The following is an 18,707-nucleotide window of genomic DNA, read 5'->3' as shown; positions in this document are numbered from 1 at the left end:
CGCTCGCGTCAGACCTGGGGACGTATGCCGCCGGTCGCGGCGGTGATCTGGTCGCACACCTCGATCAGACGATCGCGCGCCTGATCGTCGTTCTCCGGCTTGAACAGATCGGTGGCCAGCACCGTGGCGGTGAAGACCGCCTCGCCCTGCAGGTCGAAGATCGGCACGGCGGTGGCGCGCAGACCGGGGATCAGGTCCCCGCGAATCGCGGAATAGCCGTCGCGGCGGACCCGCGCGCGCAGGGCTTCAACGTCGATGGGCTGGAACTGCGGCTGGGTCTCGCGCTCGACCATGGCCCGGGTCTGGTTCTCGGGCCTGAAGGCCAGGAAGACATGGCCCGTCGCCGAACTCAGCAGCGGCAGCGGAGCGCCGACGGTCAGCGAGGTCGAGATCGGCGGCGTCCCCATGATCCAGCGCACCACGATGGGGCCTGACGGCCCCAGGGCGGCCATCTGCACCGTACGGCCTGTCTCGCGCACATAGTCGCCGATGGCGATGGCGGCCTCGCGGAAGACATCCATGCGCGACAGGGCCGCCAGCCCCAACCGCAAGGCGCCCGGCCCCAGTTCATAACGTCCCGTCGCGGCGTCCTGCCGCGCCATGCCCGCCGCGATCAGACTGGCCAGATAGCGGTGCGCCTGCGACGCCGACAGATCCGACGCCTGGGCGATCGCGCCCAGGGCCGCCGCTCCGTCCAGCGACGCCAGCACGTCCAGCACGCGCAGGCCGATGCCCACCGACTGTATGCCCTGTCGCCGATCCGTCGTTTCCACCATTCAACCGCCCCCTCATGCCGGCTCGTCTTCGGCCCTTCTCTCTCATGCGGAGTCAGCCGCTCACTGACAAGGGAAGGGCTGATCGCAGCCGGTCATATCCGGCCGGTCCGGCCGATGCGCGCAGCCGTCTCCTTAAAATTAACTTAAAATCAACGTTTTTGCGCCTTGGCAGGAACGACCGTCGTGCGGTCGCCGTTTCCCGTCCCGGAGGAACGCCTGAGATGGTGTGGGAGAGGGACGCAAGCCGGACCGCCGGAGGGGGTCGGTCGCGCCTGCCCGTAAGGGCATGGTGACGCGCGCGGTCAGCGTGCGCCGTTCGGCGTCCACGCCAGGCGACCTGGCGGCGCTGCGCAACCTCACCTCCATCAACCGGCTGAGCGATGAAGAGCGCGCCCTGGTGCGGCGCCTCTGCGTCTTTCAGGAAGTGGTTCCTGCGGGTCAGGCCTTCGATCCGGACGGGCGGGCCGCCTCGCCTCGCCTGATTCTGAGCGGTTGGGCCTGTCGGCAGCGCATCCTGGCCGACGGCCAGCGTCAGATCTTCGGCTTCCTGCTGCCCGGCGATTCAATGGGGCTGAGCCTTCATCCGCGGCCGCTGGACGAGACGACCGTCATCGCCCTGACGCGGGTCGAATATGTCGACGCCCTGATGCTGCGCGAAATTCTCGCCTTGCAGGATCCGCGTCACGACCGGCTGCGTCGGGCCCTGGCGACCTCTCGCCGCTACGAGGAAGCCTGCCTGCTGAATCATGTGGTACGCCTAGGCCGGCAGTCGGCCCAGGCCCGCCTGGCCCACCTGCTGCTGGAACTGCGCGATCGGCTGCAACGCGCCGGCCTGTGCACCAGCGACCGTCTGCATCTGCCCCTGACCCAGGAGACCCTGGCCGACGCCCTGGGGCTGAGCCTGGTCCATGTCAGCCGCACCTTGGGACAGATGCGACGCCAGCGATTGATCGCCATGCAGAGCGGCTGGGTGACCCTGCTGGACGAAGCCTATCTGCGCGCCGCCAGCGACTATGGCGTCGACGAACACGCCCTTCACTGAAACCGAAGCGAAAAGAGAGAGCGAGCGTCATGAGCCTTTATCGACAACCGTCTCGGCCCCGTCCGCCTCTCTTCCCCCGCCGCCCGCCGGGACGCGCCGGCTCCGCCCTGCGGATGATCGGCGTTTCGGCGGCCATGGCGGCCTTGTTGGCGCCCGGCGCCGCCCTCGCCCAGGACGAGGACCTTACGGCCCGGGTCGCGCGGCTGGAGGCTCTGGTCGTCGAACAGCAACGTCGGATAGAGGCGCAGGAAGCCCTGTTGGCCGAACGCGCCGCCGTCCCTCCGCCCGCCGTCGATTCCCGCTGGCAGGTGCAGACCGACGCCTCGGGCCGGGCGATCTTCGCCGATCGCACGCTCGACCAGTTGCGCGCCGGCCGGCAAGTCGCCAGCACCATCGCGCCCAACGGACCGGCTCAGCCGACCCTGCCCCCGACCGAGGGGCCGCCGCCGCCCGCGCCCGAGGTGCGGCGCGAACAGTTGGCCGCCATCCCCGAGGGCATCGCCGTGCTGAGCCAGCCGGGCAAGCTGACGGTGGACCTGTCGACCGAATACACGCGCTCCAGCGCCAATCGCCTGGTGTTCCGCGGCATTGAGATCGTGCCCGGCGTGCAGATCGGCGTGATCGAGGCCAATGAGGCCGACCGGGACACCGGCGTCGTCACCCTGGCGGCGAAATACGGCATCGCCCCCCGACTGGAGGCCGAGATCCGCGCGCCCTACGTCTGGCGCAACGACACCATCACCACCGTGCAGCAGCGCGACGAGGCGGTGACCCGCACCATCGACCTGAGCGGCGACGGCGTCGGCGACGTCGAGGCCGCCGTCCGCTATCAGATCAACGGCGGCGAGCGCGGCCGCCCCATCTTCATCGCCGGCCTGAGGGTCAAGAGCGACACCGGTGAAGGCCCCTTCGACATCGATCGCGACGAGTTCGGCATCGCCACGCGCCTGGCCACCGGCTCCGGCTTCTGGGGCGTCGAGCCCAGCATCAGCTTCCTCTATCCCAGCGACCCGGCGGTCATCTTCGGCAGCCTGAGCTACTTCGCCCACCTGCCGCGCGACATCGACAAGACAGAAGGCGAAATCCACATCGGCAAGGTCGATCCGGGCGACGCCATCGGCCTGGCGATCGGTTTCGGCTTCTCGCTGAACCCGCGTTTCTCCTTCTCTCTGGGCTATAAGCACAACTACATCCGCCCAACCTCGAGCCAGTTGAACGACATCACGGAAAAGTCTGACGAACTGCAGGTCGGAGCCCTTCAGTTCGGCATGTCCTATCTGATCAACGACCGATACAGCCTGAACGGCAATTTCGAGTTCGGCGTGACCGAGGATGCGCCGGACATGCGCTTCATCCTGCGGCTGCCGATCGTGTTCTGACATGAGAAGGGGCCGCCGCGGCGGCCCCTGCCCTGGCTCGCGCCGCCAACCAACCTAGCCGCCGGGGCTCCGAAGACCCGCCCAGTCGATGTCGCGGGCGATGTTGGAGCCATAGTTGTACCGCTGACTGTTGGTCTGGATCATCCCCAGGTCGGGCAAAACCAGATTCAACTCCATATCCTGACGGATGTCGCGGTTGTCGGCGTTGTTGATGATGAGGTTCTGCAACTGGCTGGTCGTGATGTTGTGCAGGATGGCCGTGGCGCCGTTCCCGTCGATCACCGCCACGCCGCCGGCGTTGTTCAGTCCGCGAAGATCAACGCCGCCCGCCATCAGGCCGGCCATGGCGCCCGCCAGGTCGGAGACGCCGGGGACGTTGTGCTGGACCTGTTCGGTCATGGCGCCGGTCGGCGTCCAGGTCAGCTGGGTCTGCAGGGCCAGTTGGTCATTGACGTAGGAGCGCACCACGACGCCGAAGCCGAAGGTGAAGCCCGCCACCGTCATGAAGCCCCCGCGCGCCTCGGCCATGTCGGCGTCCGTCATCATCCGGGGACCGTCCGAGACCGTCACGGCCAACGCCGGCGGCGCCGACGCTTGCAGCGGCGCGCCCGAAGGCTCCGACAGAGGACCGCCCGCAAGTTCGGCGGCGAAGGCGGCGGACTGGGCGCCGGCCGGCGCCGCAACGCAGATCGGCGCCGCCAGGCTGATGATCATAAGGAGGCTGGATCGCGCGCGTCGCATGGCGTCACCTCAGATAAGGATCGAGGGAGAACCGCGTCGTCACCTGATAGAGCGGCGGCAACTCCCGCGTCAGTTCCGCCAGGGACATGGGTTGCAGCGCCTGACCCGGCCGCGACCGGTTCCACACGCGCCATTCCTCGGCGTCGTTGAAGGTGTCCGCCGGCTGACGGACGACGAAGGCGACCCCGTTCCACATGTCGGTGAACTGGTCGCGCGAATAGATCTTCAGCCCCAGGGCCGGATCGCCGACCAGGACGCGCCCCGCGTCGTCGCCCTTGAAGACGACGAAATGCTTGTAGCCGGCGGTGTCGATCATCACGATCGCCGGGGCGTTCATCTCGATCAGCTCATCCAGGCTCAGCCGGAAGCCGTCGGCGGGATAGCCCCGCGCATCCAGATACCGCTTCATGTCCAGCAGGGAGAAGCCGACGCGGCGAATGGTCTCCTGATCGCCGTCGGCGAACATGGCGCGGAAAATCTGAGCCTCGCCGACATCACGTCCGTAGTGGTGCCGCAACAGTGTGGCCAGGGCGGCCGAACCGCAGCTGAAGTCATACTGCTGGCGCACCACTGTGCGGAACGGCAGGTCGCGATAGCTAACCACCTTCACCCGCCCTGCAGCCGGGCCGTTGTTCAGCAGAATCTCAGCCTGAGCCGAGGGCGCGGACAGGACCGCGACGCTGACCCCGACAGCCAGCCCCAGGCCGGGCGGAAACCGGGCGGTCCAGCGTGTCACGGGTTCGGCGCCGTCGTCACGATATTGATCGTGATCGCGCCTTGCAGGTTGTTGTTGTTGCCGCTGTTCATGACGAAGTTGCCGATGCCGTTGAAGCCGGAAAAGGCGTTGGCGTCGATGCGCATGGCGCCGGTCGTGACCGTATTGGCGTTGACGCTGTTTCCGCTGTTCGTCGCCTGCAGCAGCTGGTCGCTGGCGATGAGGACGGATGGCGCGCCTTGGCGGCCGTGCAGGGCGTCCAATTCCTCAATCGCCAGCGAACGCGGAGCGCCCGCGACAGCAGCCGAGGGGTCGGCCTGGGTCGGCGCGATGATGATCAGGGGCGGAGGGGGCGACGGCGGAGAGGCCGAATTCGGATCGGCCGCCCCCAGCAGCGCCAGGGTCGACAGAAGGCTGAGCATGGTTCCCTCCCAGGAAGAAGTTCGGCGGCCGGAGAACCGGCCGCCGAAAACGAAGGCCTAGTTGCCGCCGCCGCCGAAGGTGACGTTGGCGTTGGCGCTGATCGCCGTGGCCGCCTGACCAACCGAGGCCAGACCGGTGTTGTTGCTCACCGTCTGGATGCCGGCGAAGCCTGCAAAGGCGCCGCCGCTCTGGTTGATGTCGCCGGTGCGGATCCGGCCGTTTTGCGGGCCTTGGCCGTCTTCCGACATGTCGAAGCTCAGGTCGCTGACGTTGGCGCTGAGTTCCTGCATGTTCAGGGAGACGCGGATGTTGCCGATGTTGGTGGAGTTGTCGTTGCCCGAGTCATTCACCGAATTGTCGTTGAAGGAATCAGAGACCCCCAACTCCAGGTTGGTGTTCACCGAGTTGTCGGTATTCGTCGAGGCGTCGGTGTTGAACGAGTCGGAGATGCCGACCTCGGTATTGGTCGAGTTATCCGAGTTGTCGTTGAACGAATCCGAAACGCCCAACTCCAGGTTGGTGTTGGTGGAATTATCCGAATTATCGTTCAGCGAATCCGAAATGCCGACATCGAGGTCGGTGGAATTATCGGTGTTGAACGAGTCCGCGACGCCCAGATCCACATCCGTGCTGTTGCCGCCGCTGTTGTAGGAATCGGTCGCCGAAGTATTGCCGCCGACCGCGCCGTTCGGCCCGCTCGAGGACTGGGCTTGAGCCATGCCCGCAAAGGCGAGGGCTCCGGCCAGGACCGCAGCGGACGTCATCAATTTGGCACGCATTTCTTTGCCTCCAATCAAAAGGGTTTCAAAGGAGGCTCCTCCACCTCCGAAGGCCCAAATCGTCGGATGACAGCCGTCGTTCCCCTGAAGAGAACCTCTGATTTTTCTAGAGAATTCTTGCAGCACGACCGTCAGCCGGGCGGAAATTCGATCAAATGGAGTGGCAAGTCCGGCCTACGACGCAGAACGGCCTTTCATTTGATCAAAACGTCACCCGGAATAAAGTTGGCGAAGTCGTGACTTTTTTCGGGCGACGGCGTCATTATTCGCCCAGAGGCCGCCATACGGCTGACGTGGCGCAATCTCTCCAGCCGTGCTACGCGCGCCGAACCATGACGACGCCCCCTATCGAACGCATCCGCAACTTCTCGGTGGTCGCCCACATCGACCACGGCAAGTCGACCCTGTCGGACCGCCTGATCCAGTTCACGGGCGGCCTGACCGCGCGCGAAATGTCGGAACAGGTCCTTGATAACATGGACATCGAGAAGGAGCGCGGCATCACCATCAAGGCGCAGACCGTGCGCCTGAACTACAAGGCCAAGGACGGCGAGACCTACGTCCTGAACCTGATGGACACGCCAGGGCACGTCGACTTCGCCTATGAGGTGTCGCGTTCGCTGGCCGCGTGCGAAGGCTCGATCCTGGTGGTGGACGCCTCGCAGGGCGTCGAGGCCCAGACCCTGGCCAACGTCTATCAGGCGATCGACAACAACCACGAGATCGTCCCGGTCCTGAACAAGATCGACCTGCCGGCCGCCGAGCCGGAGCGGGTCAAGGCCCAGATCGAAGACGTCATCGGCCTGGACGCCTCGGACGCCATCGAATGCTCGGCCAAGTCGGGCCTGGGCATTGAGGACGTGCTGGAAGGCATCGTCGCCCGCCTGCCGGCGCCCAAGGGCGACATCAACGCCCCGCTGAAGGCCATGCTGGTCGACGCCTGGTACGACCCCTACTTGGGCGTGGTGCTGCTGGTGCGCGTGTTCGACGGCGTGCTGAAGGCCGGGATGCGCGTCAAGATGATGCAGACCGGCTCGACCCATCTGGTCGATCGCGTCGGCGTCTTCCTGCCCAAGAACACCCCGGTCGAGCAGCTCGGCCCCGGCGAGGTCGGCTTCATCACCGCCCAGATCAAGGAAGTCGCCCACGCCGCGGTCGGCGACACCATCACCGACGAGAAGAAGCCCACCGCCGAACCGCTGAAGGGCTTCAAGGAAGTCCAGTCGGTGGTCTTCTGCGGCCTGTTCCCGGTCGACGCCGCCGATTTCGAGGACCTGCGCGCCGCCATCGGCAAGCTGCGCCTGAACGACGCCAGCTTCACCTATGAGATGGAGAGCTCGGCCGCCCTGGGCTTCGGCTTCCGCTGCGGCTTCCTGGGCCTGCTGCACCTGGAGATCATCCAGGAGCGCCTGAGCCGCGAGTTCAACCTCGACCTGATCGCGACGGCCCCCTCGGTCGTCTACAAGATCGGCCTGCGCGACGGGACCGAGATGGACCTGCACAACCCGGCCGACCTGCCGGACGTCATGCAGATCGAGACGATCAGCGAACCGTGGATCAAGGCCACCATCCTGACCCCCGACGAATACCTCGGCGGCGTGATCAAGCTGTGCCAGGACCGCCGCGGCAACCAGATCGAGCTGTCCTATGTCGGCGCGCGCGCCCTGGTGGTCTATGAGCTGCCGCTGAACGAAGTGGTGTTCGACTTCTACGACCGGCTGAAGTCGATCTCGAAGGGCTACGCCTCGTTCGACTATGAGATCACCGACTACAAGGTCGGCGACCTTGTGAAGATGTCGATCCTGGTCAACGCCGAGCCGGTGGACGCTCTGTCGATGCTGGTCCACCGCGCCCGCGCCGAGACGCGCGGCCGCGGCATGGTGGAGAAGATGAAGGAGCTGATCCCGCCCCACATGTTCACCATCCCGATCCAGGCGGCCATCGGCGGCAAGATCATCGCCCGCGAGACGGTGCGCGCCCTGCGCAAGGACGTGACGTCCAAGTGCTACGGCGGCGACGCCACCCGCAAGAAGAAGCTGCTGGAGAAGCAGAAGGCCGGCAAGAAGCGCATGCGTCAGTTCGGCAAGGTGGAGATCCCGCAGGAAGCCTTCATCGCTGCGCTGAAGATGGACGAGGATTGAGGATCAGTCCAAATCTGCGGCATTACGAAGAAGATTCAATTCCTCGTCCGACCTGGGCTTCACAGCGACGAAATCGTCGGTCGCCAGCTGAAAACCGAGTTTTCGGGCCAGTGGCGCATCATAACGCCCTGACAACAGCGCAACTCCCAGCGGTCGCAGAACATCGGGCGCGCCGCCGTTCGCCCGGAGTCGCTTCATCGGGTCCTTTTGGTCGAAGAGCAGCGCCGCAAGAACAGTCCGGTGTGTGATCCGTCGATCATTTTCGAGAAAGAACATCGCGGCTCGCCGCCTCCCGATCTTTATCTGACGGAGTTCACGAAAGCGCTTCATATCGAGGCCCGCCCAGCGATTGGGCGGCCAGGCGACACCCGATGCCAGCCAGAGGATGTTAGCGTAAGCTGAAGAAAGCACCCCGCGTTTGCCGTCCCGATTAGGCGCACCGAGGTACGCTTCGCGCGCCACCATCAAACCCATCCAAGATTTGCGCTCGTCTTCGTCGGCTGCGAGCAGAATGACGGGCTCCTCATCGCGATAGGTTTCCGGCGGGATCATCCAACTCCACGATCGGCTGACCGTATTCTTTATATCCACATCGTGATCCAAGAGCGTGAGGTCACGAACGCCTTTAGGCGCATCGAGCAGATCTCGGACGAAGTGCTCAATTTTCAAGCCGATGAATGTCTTTTCGACATTATCAAGTTCTGAAAGTGTCGTGCGGCCGGTCCGTATGGGATCGAGAACAAACTCAATCGCTTCGATCACCGCACCCACGAAGGCGTCTGCAGGCCGTGTGCCGAGACGCCCGGCGATCTCTCTCGCCAACCGGTCAAGAAAGACATGGTCGGGGTGGCCCGGCAAAACTAAGGATGGAGGCACTTTTCGCATGCCGCCATCTGGACGGCAGATTGGTTACGAAACGCTTCCCGTTCGGATAACGACTATGCAGCCATTGAACGGTCAGTAAGCGCCGTCAGCACAGTGGCAGCGAGCGCGCCCGCCAAGTTCGGCGGCACGGCGTTGCCGATTTGGCGGGCCACCTCTACCTTCGTACCGGAGAATTTGAACTCATCCGGAAAGCCCATGAGGCGCGCGGCTTCACGGTGAGTGATCGGGCGATGGGCCTCCGGATGGAGATACCGCCCCTTCTCAGGCTTATAGAATTCCGTGCGGATCGTGACTGAAGGGCGGTCCCACCACAGTCGGCCGAACAGATCTGTTCCCCCACTGGTCTTCCTAATCCAGCAGTTGGGAGTGATGTCCGGGCGATTGGATTGCAGATCGAAACGATTGCCGCCGGGCGGCACCGCCCGATAACGCTGCATGCTTTTTTCCGTAGGATTGCGCCCGAAGTGCAAGTCGAAGGTCTTAGCCTCGCCGATCTCCGTGCCGAACGGGTCCGTGGGAAGATCTCCGATAACGTCGCGGACCGTCCTCCAACGCGGGAGATTACTCTTCAGTTTAGGGTCGGCGTGCGTCGGCAAGGGCGGAAAATTCGGGAGATTGTTCGCATCCCGCCAGCCCAGGATGATCGTGCGCTTGCGCGTTTGCGGCGCCCCGTAATCCGCGGCGTTCAAAATGGCGGCCTGTGTCTGAAAGCCGTGTTGACGCGCCTTCTTCTCAATTAGAATGCGCTCGGGCGAGCGGTAGAGTTCCGCCACATTCTCCATCACGAAGGCGCGCGCGCCCGAACGCTCGGCGATTTCGATGAAGGGCTCCCACAAGGCGCGACGAGCGTCGCCGTCGCGCTTCTTGTTCAGCAAGCTGAAGCCTTGGCAGGGAGGGCCTCCGATCACCACGTCGGCCGGCGGCACTTCATTCTGGAGAAGCCATTCCTCGATATTGGCTTTAACGGCCTCGCCTGGGAAGTTGAGCTCGTGAGTTTTGACGGCGGCGGCGTCATTGTCGATCGCCAGCACCGGGGTGAACCCGCCGCAAAACAGCTCGTCGTAGAAGCCCAAGCTCATGCCGCCGGCGCCGCTGAAAAGGTCAATCAGGCGCAATGTCATGGCGGCTTCGCCCTCCTTAAATACACGCAAACAAAACGCGAACACGATTCGCGTGTCAACAGCATACCATCCAAGGGTTAGGCTCGGATGAAGCCCTTATCTGAGGTTGATCAATCTCTCCACAAGAGCGGCGTGATGGCGGGTCTCGCACTCCCAGACCGTGACCACCTCAAAGCCTATGCCGCGCAAGTCAGCCTCGACGCGTTGATCCCGCACTCGGTTCGCCGCGAACTTAACCAACCACTCCTCCCGATTGTTGACCGGCACCGTTCCTCGCTTGCAGTCATGATGATGCCAGAAGCACCCATGAACCTGCACGACCCAACCCTTGGAGCGGTTGGCGAAGTCCGGTTTCCCCGGCAAGTTACGGACATTTCGCCGGTAGGCCTTGCCCAGTTCACGAAGAACCTTTGCGACGCGCTCTTCAGGCGTCGTTCGCACTTGTCGGACCTTAGACATCGCCGACGTGGTGCGGGCGTTCAGAGGCTGCATGAGCCTGAGTATAGCCGCCCAGTCGCCCGCAGCGATCGCAATCTGTCGTAATTGACGCTTTCATTTCATCGGAGCGGCCTGTTTTCCGCCGCCGCAGCCCGCCTGAGTCGGCGCCGGTCCTATCCTTGCGCGCATGGAGGAGACCTTGGACGCCAAGCCCGCGCACTATCGCCTGTCGCGGGCGACGTGGGAGATCATTCTGGAGGCCTATCGCAACGGGGCGACCGTGCCGGAGCTGAGCGAGCGGTGGCGGGTGTCGCAGCACGCCCTGCGCAAGCGGATCACCGTCCATGGCGCGACCAAGCGCGACTGGGGCGACGCGCGGGCGCGCGAACAGGCCGAGGCGCGCGAGCGGATGCAGGCCGAGCGGGCGGCGGCCGAGGCGGTTCGCGCCGAGGCTCTGTTCGCCCCCTCCGAAGAGGAGGCGGATGAGACGGCGGAGGTTCTGGCCGAGACGGCGATGCGGGCCTCGGCGCGAGCCATGCGGGGACGGATGTGGGACGAGGCCAAGGCCCTGGCCCAACTGGCCGAGGCCTATGGCCGGATGGCGCAAAGGGGCGAGCGGGCGCGGGCGCGCGGCGAGGTGACGCTGGACGACATTCCGCTGGAGCTGATCAAGGCGCTGGCGCTGAACGAGGATCAGTGCGCCTCCAGCCGACTGGCGATCTGGGACGAGGCGGACCCGCATCCGGCCAAGCAGGAGTATTGGGCGGTCAACGCCGCGCAGCGCGAGGCGGGCATGGAAGAATGGCTGGCCCTGATGCGAGAGCGCAAGACGCTGCGGGATCGGGTGCGCGAACTGGAGGCGGCGGCGGGCCTGGCCCCCCGCTCCGATCAAGCGCAGGCCGAGCGCGCCGAAGAAGATGAAGAATTCTTCATATAACAATGTGTCGCGTTGCAGCGCCGGCGTGCGCGGTTAAGGTCCGCCTCAACATGATCCGTTGGGGACTGAAAACATCATGCGCCTTGCCGCCTCTTCCGTTGCGCTCGCCGCCCTGCTGGCCGTGAGCACGCCCGTTATCGCCGCGCCTGCGGCCGCCGCCGCAACCGTGACCGCCGCCCAGGCCGAGCCCCTGCGCGGGGCGCCGGTGTCGGAGTTGATCGCCCGCGTCGACATTCCGTGGAAGCGCTTCCAGCTCGACAACGGCCTGACCGTCCTGGTCCACGAGGACCGCAAGGCCCCCGTCGTCGCCGTGTCGGTCTGGTACAATGTCGGATCGAAGGACGAGCCCAAGGGCTCGACCGGCTTCGCCCACCTGTTCGAGCACCTGATGTTCGGCGGGTCGGAGAACTCGCCCTCCAGCCACATCCAGACGATGAACGCCGCCGGGGCGACCAGCCTGAACGGCACGACCTGGTTCGACCGCACAAACTATTTCCAGACAGTGCCGACCCCGGCGCTGGACTACACCCTGTATCTGGAATCCGACCGCATGGGCTATCTGCTGGGGCAGGTCAGCCAGGAGGTGCTGGATCTGCAGCGCGGCGTCGTCCAGAACGAGAAGCGCCAGGGCGACAACCAGCCCTACGGCATGACCTATTACGCCACGCTGGAAGCCCTGTTCCCCGAGGGGCACCCCTATCGCCACTCGACCATCGGCTCCATGGCCGACCTGGACGCGGCCAGCATGGAGACGGTGCGCGACTGGTTCCGCCAGAACTACGGCCCGAACAACGCCGTCCTGGTCCTGTCGGGCGACATCGACGAGGCGAAGGCCCGCGAACTGACCGAGAAGTATTTCGGCGTCATCGCGCGCGGTCCGGTCAACACCCCGGCGGCGGCCCCCGTGCCGACCCTGGCGGCGCCGGTCGAACAGGTGCTGCACGACCGCGTGGCCCAGACCCGCATCAGCCGCACCTGGGTCGTGCCGGGCCTGGGCGACCCCGACTCCGTGCCGCTGAGCGTCGGCGCCTCGGTGCTGGGCGGCCTGGCCAGCTCGCGCCTGGACAATGTGCTGGTGCGCGACGAGCAGACGGCCTCCAGCGTCTCGGCCGGCAATCAGGTGTTCCAGCGGGTCGGCATGTTCAGCTATTCCGCCATGGTCAAGCCGGGCGCCGATGCGGACGCCGTAGCCCGGCGCATGGATGAGGTGCTGGCCGACCTGATCGCCAACGGCCCGACGCAGGACGAGATCAACCGCGTCGTCACCCGCTACGCCTCGCAGCGCATCCAGGGACTGGAAACCGCCAACGGCAAGGCCTCGGTCCTGGCCGAAGGGCAGCTGTATTCAAACGATCCCGACTTCTACAAGAAGGAGCTGGCGGCCTATGCGGCGGTGACCCCGACCCAGGTCCAGGCCGCCCTGCGCAAGTGGCTGAGCCGCCCCGTATACAGCCAGATCGTCATGCCGGGCGAGCGCGAGGCCTACGCCGAGGCCGCCGCCGCCCCTTCGGGCGCGACCCCGGTTCCGGCCGAGCCGATCCAGCGCGTAGCCCGCGACGCCGCCCCGACCATCGGCCAGGTCTCCAACGTCGACTTCCCGGCGGTGGAGCGCGCCGCCCTGTCGAACGGCATCGAGATCGTCTACGCCCGCTCGACAACCGTGCCGGTGACCCGTGTGGCGCTGGAGTTCGACGCCGGGGTCGCGGCCGACCGCGCCGACCGCCTGGGCGCCCACACCCTGATGCTCAACGTCATGCAGGAAGGCACGACGACGCGCGATTCCAAGGCCCTGGCCGAAGCGCAGGAGCGCCTGGGCGCCAACGTCTCCGTCGGCTCGTCGATGGACCGCACCGTGGCCAATCTGTCGGCGGTGACGACCAATCTGCAGCCGTCGCTGGCCCTGCTGTCGGACGTAGTGCGCAACCCGGCCTTCGCCCCGGCCGAGATCGAGCGCCTGCGCGCCACGCGCCTGGCCGCCCTGGCCAATGAGAAGACCCAGCCCGCCGCCATCGCCGGCCGCGCCCTGCCCCCGCTGATCTACGGCGAGAGCCACCCCTACGGCCGCCCGTTCGGCGGTTCGGGCGACGAGGCGGTGATCCGCGGCCTGACGCGCGACGACCTGGCGGCCGAACACGCCCGCTGGATCCGCCCGGACAACGCCAGGCTGTTCGTCGTCTCCGACCTGCCGCTGGCGGAACTGAGGCCGCAACTGGAGGCCGCCTTCGGAAACTGGCGCGCCCCGACGACGGCCAAGGGCGTCAAGGGCTTCGACGCCGCCCTGCCGCAGACCTCGGCGCGGGTGGTGCTGATCGACCGGCCGCAGTCGCCGCAGTCGCTGATCTACGGCGGCCAGGTGCTGCCGGTGTCGGGGACGGACGACATCCTGACCCTGACCACGGCCAATACGGTGCTGGGCACGGACTTCCTGTCGCGCATCAACGCCGACCTGCGCGAGACCAAGGGCTGGTCCTACGGCGTGCGCGGCACGATCAGCCAGTTGCAGAACCGCGCCCCCTACATCGTCAACGCCCCGGTCCAGGCCGACCGCACGGGCGAGTCGATCGCCGCCCTGATCGGCCAGTACGAACGCTTCCTCGGCGCCGAGGGCGTGACCCCGGCGGAGCGCGAGCGCACCGTCCTGGGCGACACCCGCGCCCTGTCGGGCAGCTATGAGACCTCGTTCCAGGTGCTGAACGCCCTGCGGTCGAACGCCCTGTTCGGCCGACCGGACGACTATCAGGAGACCCTGGCCGGCCGCATCAACGCCCTGACGGCCGAGCAGATGGACGCCGCCGCCCGCGCCGCCATTCAGCCGTCGCGCTTCGTCTGGGTGGTGGTCGGCGACGCCGCCGTGGTCAAGCCGCAGCTGGACGCCCTGGGCCTGCCGGTCGAGGTGCGCGCCGCCGAGGCGCCGAAGACGGCGCAGTAAGCGCTTCATACCAGGCCGGACATGGAGACGGCCGGCGGGGCGACCCGTCGGCCGTTTTCCTTTGCGGTTGACCCCGAGCGCGGCCGGGGCGAGCCTTCGCCCCTCTCCTCCCCTCGCCGGAGCCTTCATGCCGACCGACGCCTTCAACCCCGCCGCCCGCGCCCCGCGCCTGGCCGTGCTGATCGACGGCGAGAACGCCTCGGCCCGCATCGCCGAAGCCCTGTTCACCGAGATCGCGACCCTGGGCGAGGCTTCGGCGCGGCGCATCTACGGCGACGCGGCCAGCCCGGCGCTGCGCGGCTGGATCGACGTCCTGCCCCGCTGGGCGATCCAGTGGCAGCAGAATTTCCAGAACACCAAGGGCAAGAACTCGGGCGACATCGCCCTGGTCATCGACGCGATGGATCTACTGCACTCGGGGCGGTTCGACGGTTTCTGCCTGGTATCGTCGGACAGCGACTTCACCCGACTGGCGGCGCGCATCCGCGAACAGGGCGTGCCGGTCTACGGCTTCGGCGAGCGCAAGACGCCAGAGAGCTTCCGCCAGGCCTGCACCCGTTTCATCTACACCGAGAACCTGACCGGCAGAGCCGCCGCCGAAACTGACGCCGACGCCGCGCCCCCCGCCGAACGCAAACCCGCCGAGGCGGCCGCCCTGATCGCCGCCGCCATCACCGACATGGACGAGGACGGCGACGGCTGGGTCAACATCGGCGGCGTGGCCAACCGCCTGCGCAACACCTACCCCGACTTCGACCAGCGCACCTACGGCCACGCCAAGCTGTCCGAACTGGTCCGCGCCACAGGCCGATTCGACGTCGAGGTCGGCCCCGGCGGCGTCATGCGGGTACGGCTCAAGCAGCAATAGGACGCCTCGTCCCCTTCCCCCCGGCGCAGCATGGTCTATGTGTGGCCCATGGCCGCTGCAGAGACTCCCGTCGAGACGTTCAAACGCGCCCTGTCGCATGCGGCGAGGGCGCTGGCCGAGCAGGCTGAGCTGGAAGTGCATTTCGGCAGCGACGGTCCGCGACTGTCGAACGGCGTGCTGACCCTGCCCCACCCGCCGCGCGACCCGGCAGCGCCCGAGAGCGCCGCCCTTCGCGGTCAGGCGGACCGGCTGGCGCTGCGTCTGGCCAACCATGACCCGGCGCTGGACGCCAAGCTGCGCCCCGTCGACATGAATGCGGCCGAGGTCTTCGACGCCGTCGAACAGGCCCGCGTCGAGGCCGTCGGCGCGCGCGAGCTGAAGGGCGTGCGGCGCAACCTCGACTCCGCCCTGGTCACCCGGCTGGAGAAGTCGGGCGCCCTGCGCGCCGAGGCGGCTCAGGTGCCGGTGGCCGAGGCGGCCGCCCTGTTGCTGCGCGAGAGGATGACGGGCGAGCCGGCCCCCGACGGCGCCAAGACCATGCTGGACCGGGTCCGCGCCGAACTGGAGGCCAAGGCCGGCGCCGAGCTGGACGCCCTGGCCGCCCTGGGCGACGACCAGGCGGCCTTCGGCGCGCGCATGAAGGATCTGCTGCGCGCGCTGGACCTGGACCCCGGCGACGCCGACGGCGGCGACTCGCCCGAGGAGAACGGCGAAGACGACGCCGACAAGCCCGATCAGGACGAGGCCGATCCGGACGAGCAGGAAGAACAGGACGGCGGCGACGGCGGCGAGTCCCTGGACGGCACGGCCGACGACCAGTCCGCCGAGGACGAACGTCAGGCCCGCCCCGACGGCACGCCCGGCGAACCGGACGGAGAGGGCCAGGAAGACGCCCCGGAACTGAGCGAAGGGGATCGCCCCAACCATCAGCAGACCCAGGACGACGGCCGGGCGGTCGAAGTCTATCACGCCTTCACCACCGCCTATGACGAGATCATCGACGCGGCCGAACTGTGCGATCCGATGGAGCTGGACCGGCTGCGCGCCCTGCTGGACGCCCAGTTGTCGACCCTGGGCAGCGTCGTCTCACGCCTGGCCAACAAGCTGCAGCGGCGCCTGCTGGCGCAACAGAGCCGCAGCTGGATGTTCGATCTCGAGGAAGGGATGCTGGACACGGCGCGCCTGACCCGCGTCATCACCGACCCGACCAGCCCCCTGTCGTTCAAGATGGAGAGCGAAAGCCCCTTCCGCGACACGGTCGTGACCCTGTTGCTGGACAACTCGGGCTCGATGCGCGGGCGGCCGATCATGGTGGCGGCGGTCTGCGCCGACATCCTGGCGCGGACGCTGGAGCGGTGCGGGGTCAAGGTCGAGATCCTGGGCTTCACCACCCGCGCCTGGAAGGGCGGACAGAGCCGCGAGGCGTGGATCAGCGCGGGCAAGCCCGCCAATCCCGGCCGCCTGAACGACCTGCGCCACATCATCTACAAGAGCGCCGATGCGCCCTGGCGCCGGGCCAAGAAGAACCTGGGCCTGATGATGCGCGAGGGTCTGCTGAAGGAAAACATCGACGGCGAGGCGCTGGAGTGGGCGCATGACCGTCTGCTGGCCCGGCCCGAGGCGCGGCAGATCATGATGGTCATCTCGGACGGATCGCCGGTCGACGACTCGACCCAGTCGGCCAACGCCGCCCTCTATCTGGACAAGCACCTGCGCCAGGTGATCGAGAAGATCGAGACGCGCAGCCCGGTCGAGTTGCTGGCCATCGGCATCGGCCACGACGTGACCCGCTGGTATCGCCGCGCCCTGACCATCGTCGACGTGGAACAACTGGCGGGCGCCATGACCGAGAAGCTGGCCGAACTGTTCGAGGCCGAGCCCAAGACCGTCAGCGGCCAAAGACTCGGCGGCCAGGGCGGGCGCGTTCCGCACAAGCGCGCGGCGTGAATCGCCGCCTCTATGTCGCCGCCCTGATTTCTCTCGCCCTGGCCGCCTGCGCCGGGGCGGCGGTCTCATCTCATCCCTGGACGCCCGAAGCGACAGCCGACGGCTGGGCGCCGGCGGGCGGGTCGACGCGGCAGGTCGGCCTGGGCTGGCCGGGCGGCGCCAAACTGGCCGAGGGCGTGCGCTATGCGGGCGGAGTGCAGTTGATCGCGGCGCCCGCCTCCAGCCTGCATAGTCTGTCGGACCTGAAGCTGACCGGCGACGACGGCTTCGTCGCCGTGTCGGATTCGGGCGATCTGGTGCGCGGGCGGCTGGAGTTGGATGCGGACGGCAAGCTGTCGGGACTGCACGATCTGCGGGTGCGCCGGCTGACCACGGCCGAGGGCGAGCCGATCATCGACAAGGTCGCGGGCGACGCCGAGGGGCTGGCCCTGACCGAAGAGGGCGAGGTGCTGATCAGCTTCGAGCGCCAGCACCGCATCTGGAGCTACGGCTCGCTGGACGGCCTGCACGCCCGCCCCGAAGCGCGGGCGTATCCGGCAGCGGACTTTCCCCCGAATGAAGGCATGGAGGGCCTGGCTGCGGCGCCCGGCGGCTGGCGTGTCGGCGGCGAAGGCGGCGGCGTGTGGGACTGTTCGCCGGAAGGCTGCCGCACCGTTGTCGAGCCGACGCCGCCCGCCGACAGCTGGCGGCTGACCGGGCTGGAGCGCGATCCCGGCGGCGACGGCTGGTTCGCCATGCAGCGGTCATGGCGTCCGCCGTTCGACGTGCGCGCGCGGGTGCGCCGTATGGACGCCGACGGGACGTTGGGACCGGTGCTGGTCGAGCTGAAGCTGCCGGGCCTGACGGATAATTTCGAAGGGATCGCCGCCGAGGCTAAGGGCGAAGGCGTGCGCCTCTACATCCTGTCCGACGACAACGCCAATCCGGCGCAGAAGACGCTGATGCTGGCCTTCGACGTCCGCTGATCCTTCTCCCCTTGGGGGAGAAGGGCTTAGATCCGTTCGCTGATCTTGATGGCGGCCTTGCAGCCGACCTTGATGACGCTGCTGAGCAGACGGTAGGCGGGGGCCTCGCGGCTGCCGTGCTCGATGGCGTGGTCGTGGTGGGCCAGTTCCTCTTCGCGGAACTTCGCCAGTTCGGCGGCCAGGTCGGGGTCGCGGTCGCGGATCTCCTCGATCTGGTCGGCGTAGTGTTTCTCGATGACGCTCTCGACCGCCTCGGTGCAGGCGTGGGCGGCCTTTTCCGAAATCAGGGCCGTGCCGGCGCCGAGCGCCGTGGCCGCCAGCTTCCACAGCGGGATCATGGCCGTGGGGCGCACCCGGTTCTCGTTCAGCAGAGCCTCGAACCGCGCCAGGTGGACGGCTTCATGCCCTTCCATCTCGGTCAGGTCGGCGGCGATGACGTCCTTGCCCTTGCGGCCTTCCAGCACGGCGCGCTGGGCGCGGTAGATGTGGACGGCCGCGAATTCACCCGCGTGGTCGACGCGCAGCATCTCGGCCAGGCGGGCCTTGTCCTGCCCCACGCCGGGGCGGGCCAGGGGAATGCGGCGGGCGGCGGAAACGGTTGCGGCGGCTTCGGTCATGACG

At 67.1% G+C, this 18,707-nt stretch carries 17 protein-coding genes; 8 read left to right on the top strand and 9 right to left on the bottom strand.

Features of this window, described 5'->3' with window-relative positions; all coding sequences use genetic code 11:
• Positions 1–8: 8 nt before the first annotated feature.
• Positions 9–776 (bottom strand): IclR family transcriptional regulator, encoded by a 768-nt coding sequence (locus tag ACWGL1_RS14905; RefSeq protein ID WP_291778823.1) that lies wholly within the window; start codon positions 774–776, stop codon positions 9–11.
• 286 nt (positions 777–1,062) lie between these two features.
• On the opposite strand from ACWGL1_RS14905, the gene ACWGL1_RS14900 reads away from it, so the two are divergent.
• A complete protein-coding gene (locus ACWGL1_RS14900) occupies positions 1,063–1,818 on the top strand; it encodes a Crp/Fnr family transcriptional regulator (RefSeq protein WP_291778820.1) in 756 nt (251 codons plus the stop codon).
• A gap of 29 nt (positions 1,819–1,847) precedes the next feature.
• Positions 1,848–3,197 carry a transporter gene (locus ACWGL1_RS14895; protein ID WP_452112418.1) on the top strand — a complete coding sequence of 450 codons (1,350 nt, stop codon included), beginning with the start codon at positions 1,848–1,850 and terminating at the stop codon, positions 3,195–3,197.
• A gap of 54 nt (positions 3,198–3,251) precedes the next feature.
• On the opposite strand, the gene ACWGL1_RS14890 is transcribed toward ACWGL1_RS14895, so the two are convergent.
• The 4 genes from ACWGL1_RS14890 to ACWGL1_RS14875 are packed head-to-tail and all read right to left on the bottom strand — an operon-like array spanning position 3,252 to position 5,855.
• Positions 3,252–3,938, bottom strand: a complete 687-nt coding sequence (locus tag ACWGL1_RS14890; RefSeq protein ID WP_452112417.1) for a hypothetical protein — start codon at positions 3,936–3,938, stop codon at positions 3,252–3,254.
• A 4-nt stretch (positions 3,939–3,942) separates the two neighbouring features.
• Complete coding sequence (locus tag ACWGL1_RS14885; RefSeq protein WP_452112416.1) at positions 3,943–4,674, bottom strand: C39 family peptidase; 732 nt, start codon at positions 4,672–4,674, stop codon at positions 3,943–3,945.
• The gene (locus ACWGL1_RS14880) at positions 4,671–5,075 is read right to left on the bottom strand and encodes a hypothetical protein (RefSeq protein ID WP_291778808.1); all 405 of its coding nucleotides are present in this window, start codon (positions 5,073–5,075) and stop codon (positions 4,671–4,673) included. Before ACWGL1_RS14880 ends, ACWGL1_RS14885 begins: the two co-directional genes overlap by 4 nt.
• Before the next feature lie 57 nt (positions 5,076–5,132).
• The gene (locus tag ACWGL1_RS14875; protein WP_312218834.1) at positions 5,133–5,855 is read right to left on the bottom strand and encodes a hypothetical protein; all 723 of its coding nucleotides are present in this window, start codon (positions 5,853–5,855) and stop codon (positions 5,133–5,135) included.
• A gap of 332 nt (positions 5,856–6,187) precedes the next feature.
• On the opposite strand from ACWGL1_RS14875, the gene lepA reads away from it, so the two are divergent.
• Positions 6,188–7,996, top strand: coding sequence for a translation elongation factor 4 (gene lepA / locus ACWGL1_RS14870; protein ID WP_291778800.1), 1,809 nt, complete (start codon positions 6,188–6,190; stop codon positions 7,994–7,996).
• Positions 7,997–7,999: 3 nt separating this feature from the next.
• On the opposite strand, the gene ACWGL1_RS14865 is transcribed toward lepA, so the two are convergent.
• The 3 genes from ACWGL1_RS14865 to ACWGL1_RS14855 form a co-directional block, all read right to left on the bottom strand.
• Complete coding sequence (locus ACWGL1_RS14865; RefSeq protein ID WP_452112415.1) at positions 8,000–8,881, bottom strand: NaeI family type II restriction endonuclease; 882 nt, start codon at positions 8,879–8,881, stop codon at positions 8,000–8,002.
• 53 nt (positions 8,882–8,934) lie between these two features.
• Positions 8,935–10,002 (bottom strand): DNA cytosine methyltransferase, encoded by a 1,068-nt coding sequence (locus tag ACWGL1_RS14860; RefSeq protein WP_338577826.1) that lies wholly within the window; start codon positions 10,000–10,002, stop codon positions 8,935–8,937.
• 96 nt (positions 10,003–10,098) lie between these two features.
• Complete coding sequence (locus tag ACWGL1_RS14855; RefSeq protein WP_338577825.1) at positions 10,099–10,494, bottom strand: very short patch repair endonuclease; 396 nt, start codon at positions 10,492–10,494, stop codon at positions 10,099–10,101.
• Between the two features lie 145 nt (positions 10,495–10,639).
• Between ACWGL1_RS14855 and ACWGL1_RS14850 the strand changes: the two genes are divergently transcribed.
• The 5 genes from ACWGL1_RS14850 to ACWGL1_RS14830 all read left to right on the top strand — a co-directional run bounded on the left by ACWGL1_RS14850 (position 10,640) and on the right by ACWGL1_RS14830 (position 18,086).
• Positions 10,640–11,377 (top strand): hypothetical protein, encoded by a 738-nt coding sequence (locus ACWGL1_RS14850; protein WP_452112414.1) that lies wholly within the window; start codon positions 10,640–10,642, stop codon positions 11,375–11,377.
• Positions 11,378–11,453: 76 nt separating this feature from the next.
• A complete protein-coding gene (locus ACWGL1_RS14845) occupies positions 11,454–14,306 on the top strand; it encodes a M16 family metallopeptidase (protein ID WP_452112413.1) in 2,853 nt (950 codons plus the stop codon).
• A gap of 127 nt (positions 14,307–14,433) precedes the next feature.
• The gene (locus ACWGL1_RS14840) at positions 14,434–15,174 is read left to right on the top strand and encodes an NYN domain-containing protein (RefSeq protein ID WP_338577822.1); all 741 of its coding nucleotides are present in this window, start codon (positions 14,434–14,436) and stop codon (positions 15,172–15,174) included.
• Between the two features lie 48 nt (positions 15,175–15,222).
• Positions 15,223–17,121: a cobaltochelatase subunit CobT gene (cobT, locus tag ACWGL1_RS14835; RefSeq protein WP_452112412.1), complete on the top strand. Its 1,899-nt coding sequence runs from the start codon at positions 15,223–15,225 to the stop codon at positions 17,119–17,121.
• On the top strand, positions 17,118–18,086 hold the full coding sequence (locus tag ACWGL1_RS14830) for an esterase-like activity of phytase family protein (RefSeq protein WP_452112411.1): 969 nt from the start codon (positions 17,118–17,120) through the stop codon (positions 18,084–18,086). Before cobT ends, ACWGL1_RS14830 begins: the two co-directional genes overlap by 4 nt.
• Before the next feature lie 26 nt (positions 18,087–18,112).
• Here the strand turns inward: ACWGL1_RS14830 and ACWGL1_RS14825 are convergent, their stop codons facing one another.
• Complete coding sequence (locus ACWGL1_RS14825; RefSeq protein WP_452112410.1) at positions 18,113–18,703, bottom strand: demethoxyubiquinone hydroxylase family protein; 591 nt, start codon at positions 18,701–18,703, stop codon at positions 18,113–18,115.
• Positions 18,704–18,707: the final 4 nt, after the last annotated feature.

The organism is Brevundimonas sp. NPDC055812 (assembly GCF_053616535.1).
Note: the sequence above shows the minus strand (reverse complement) of the source record. Positions and strands in the feature narration are given on the sequence as shown.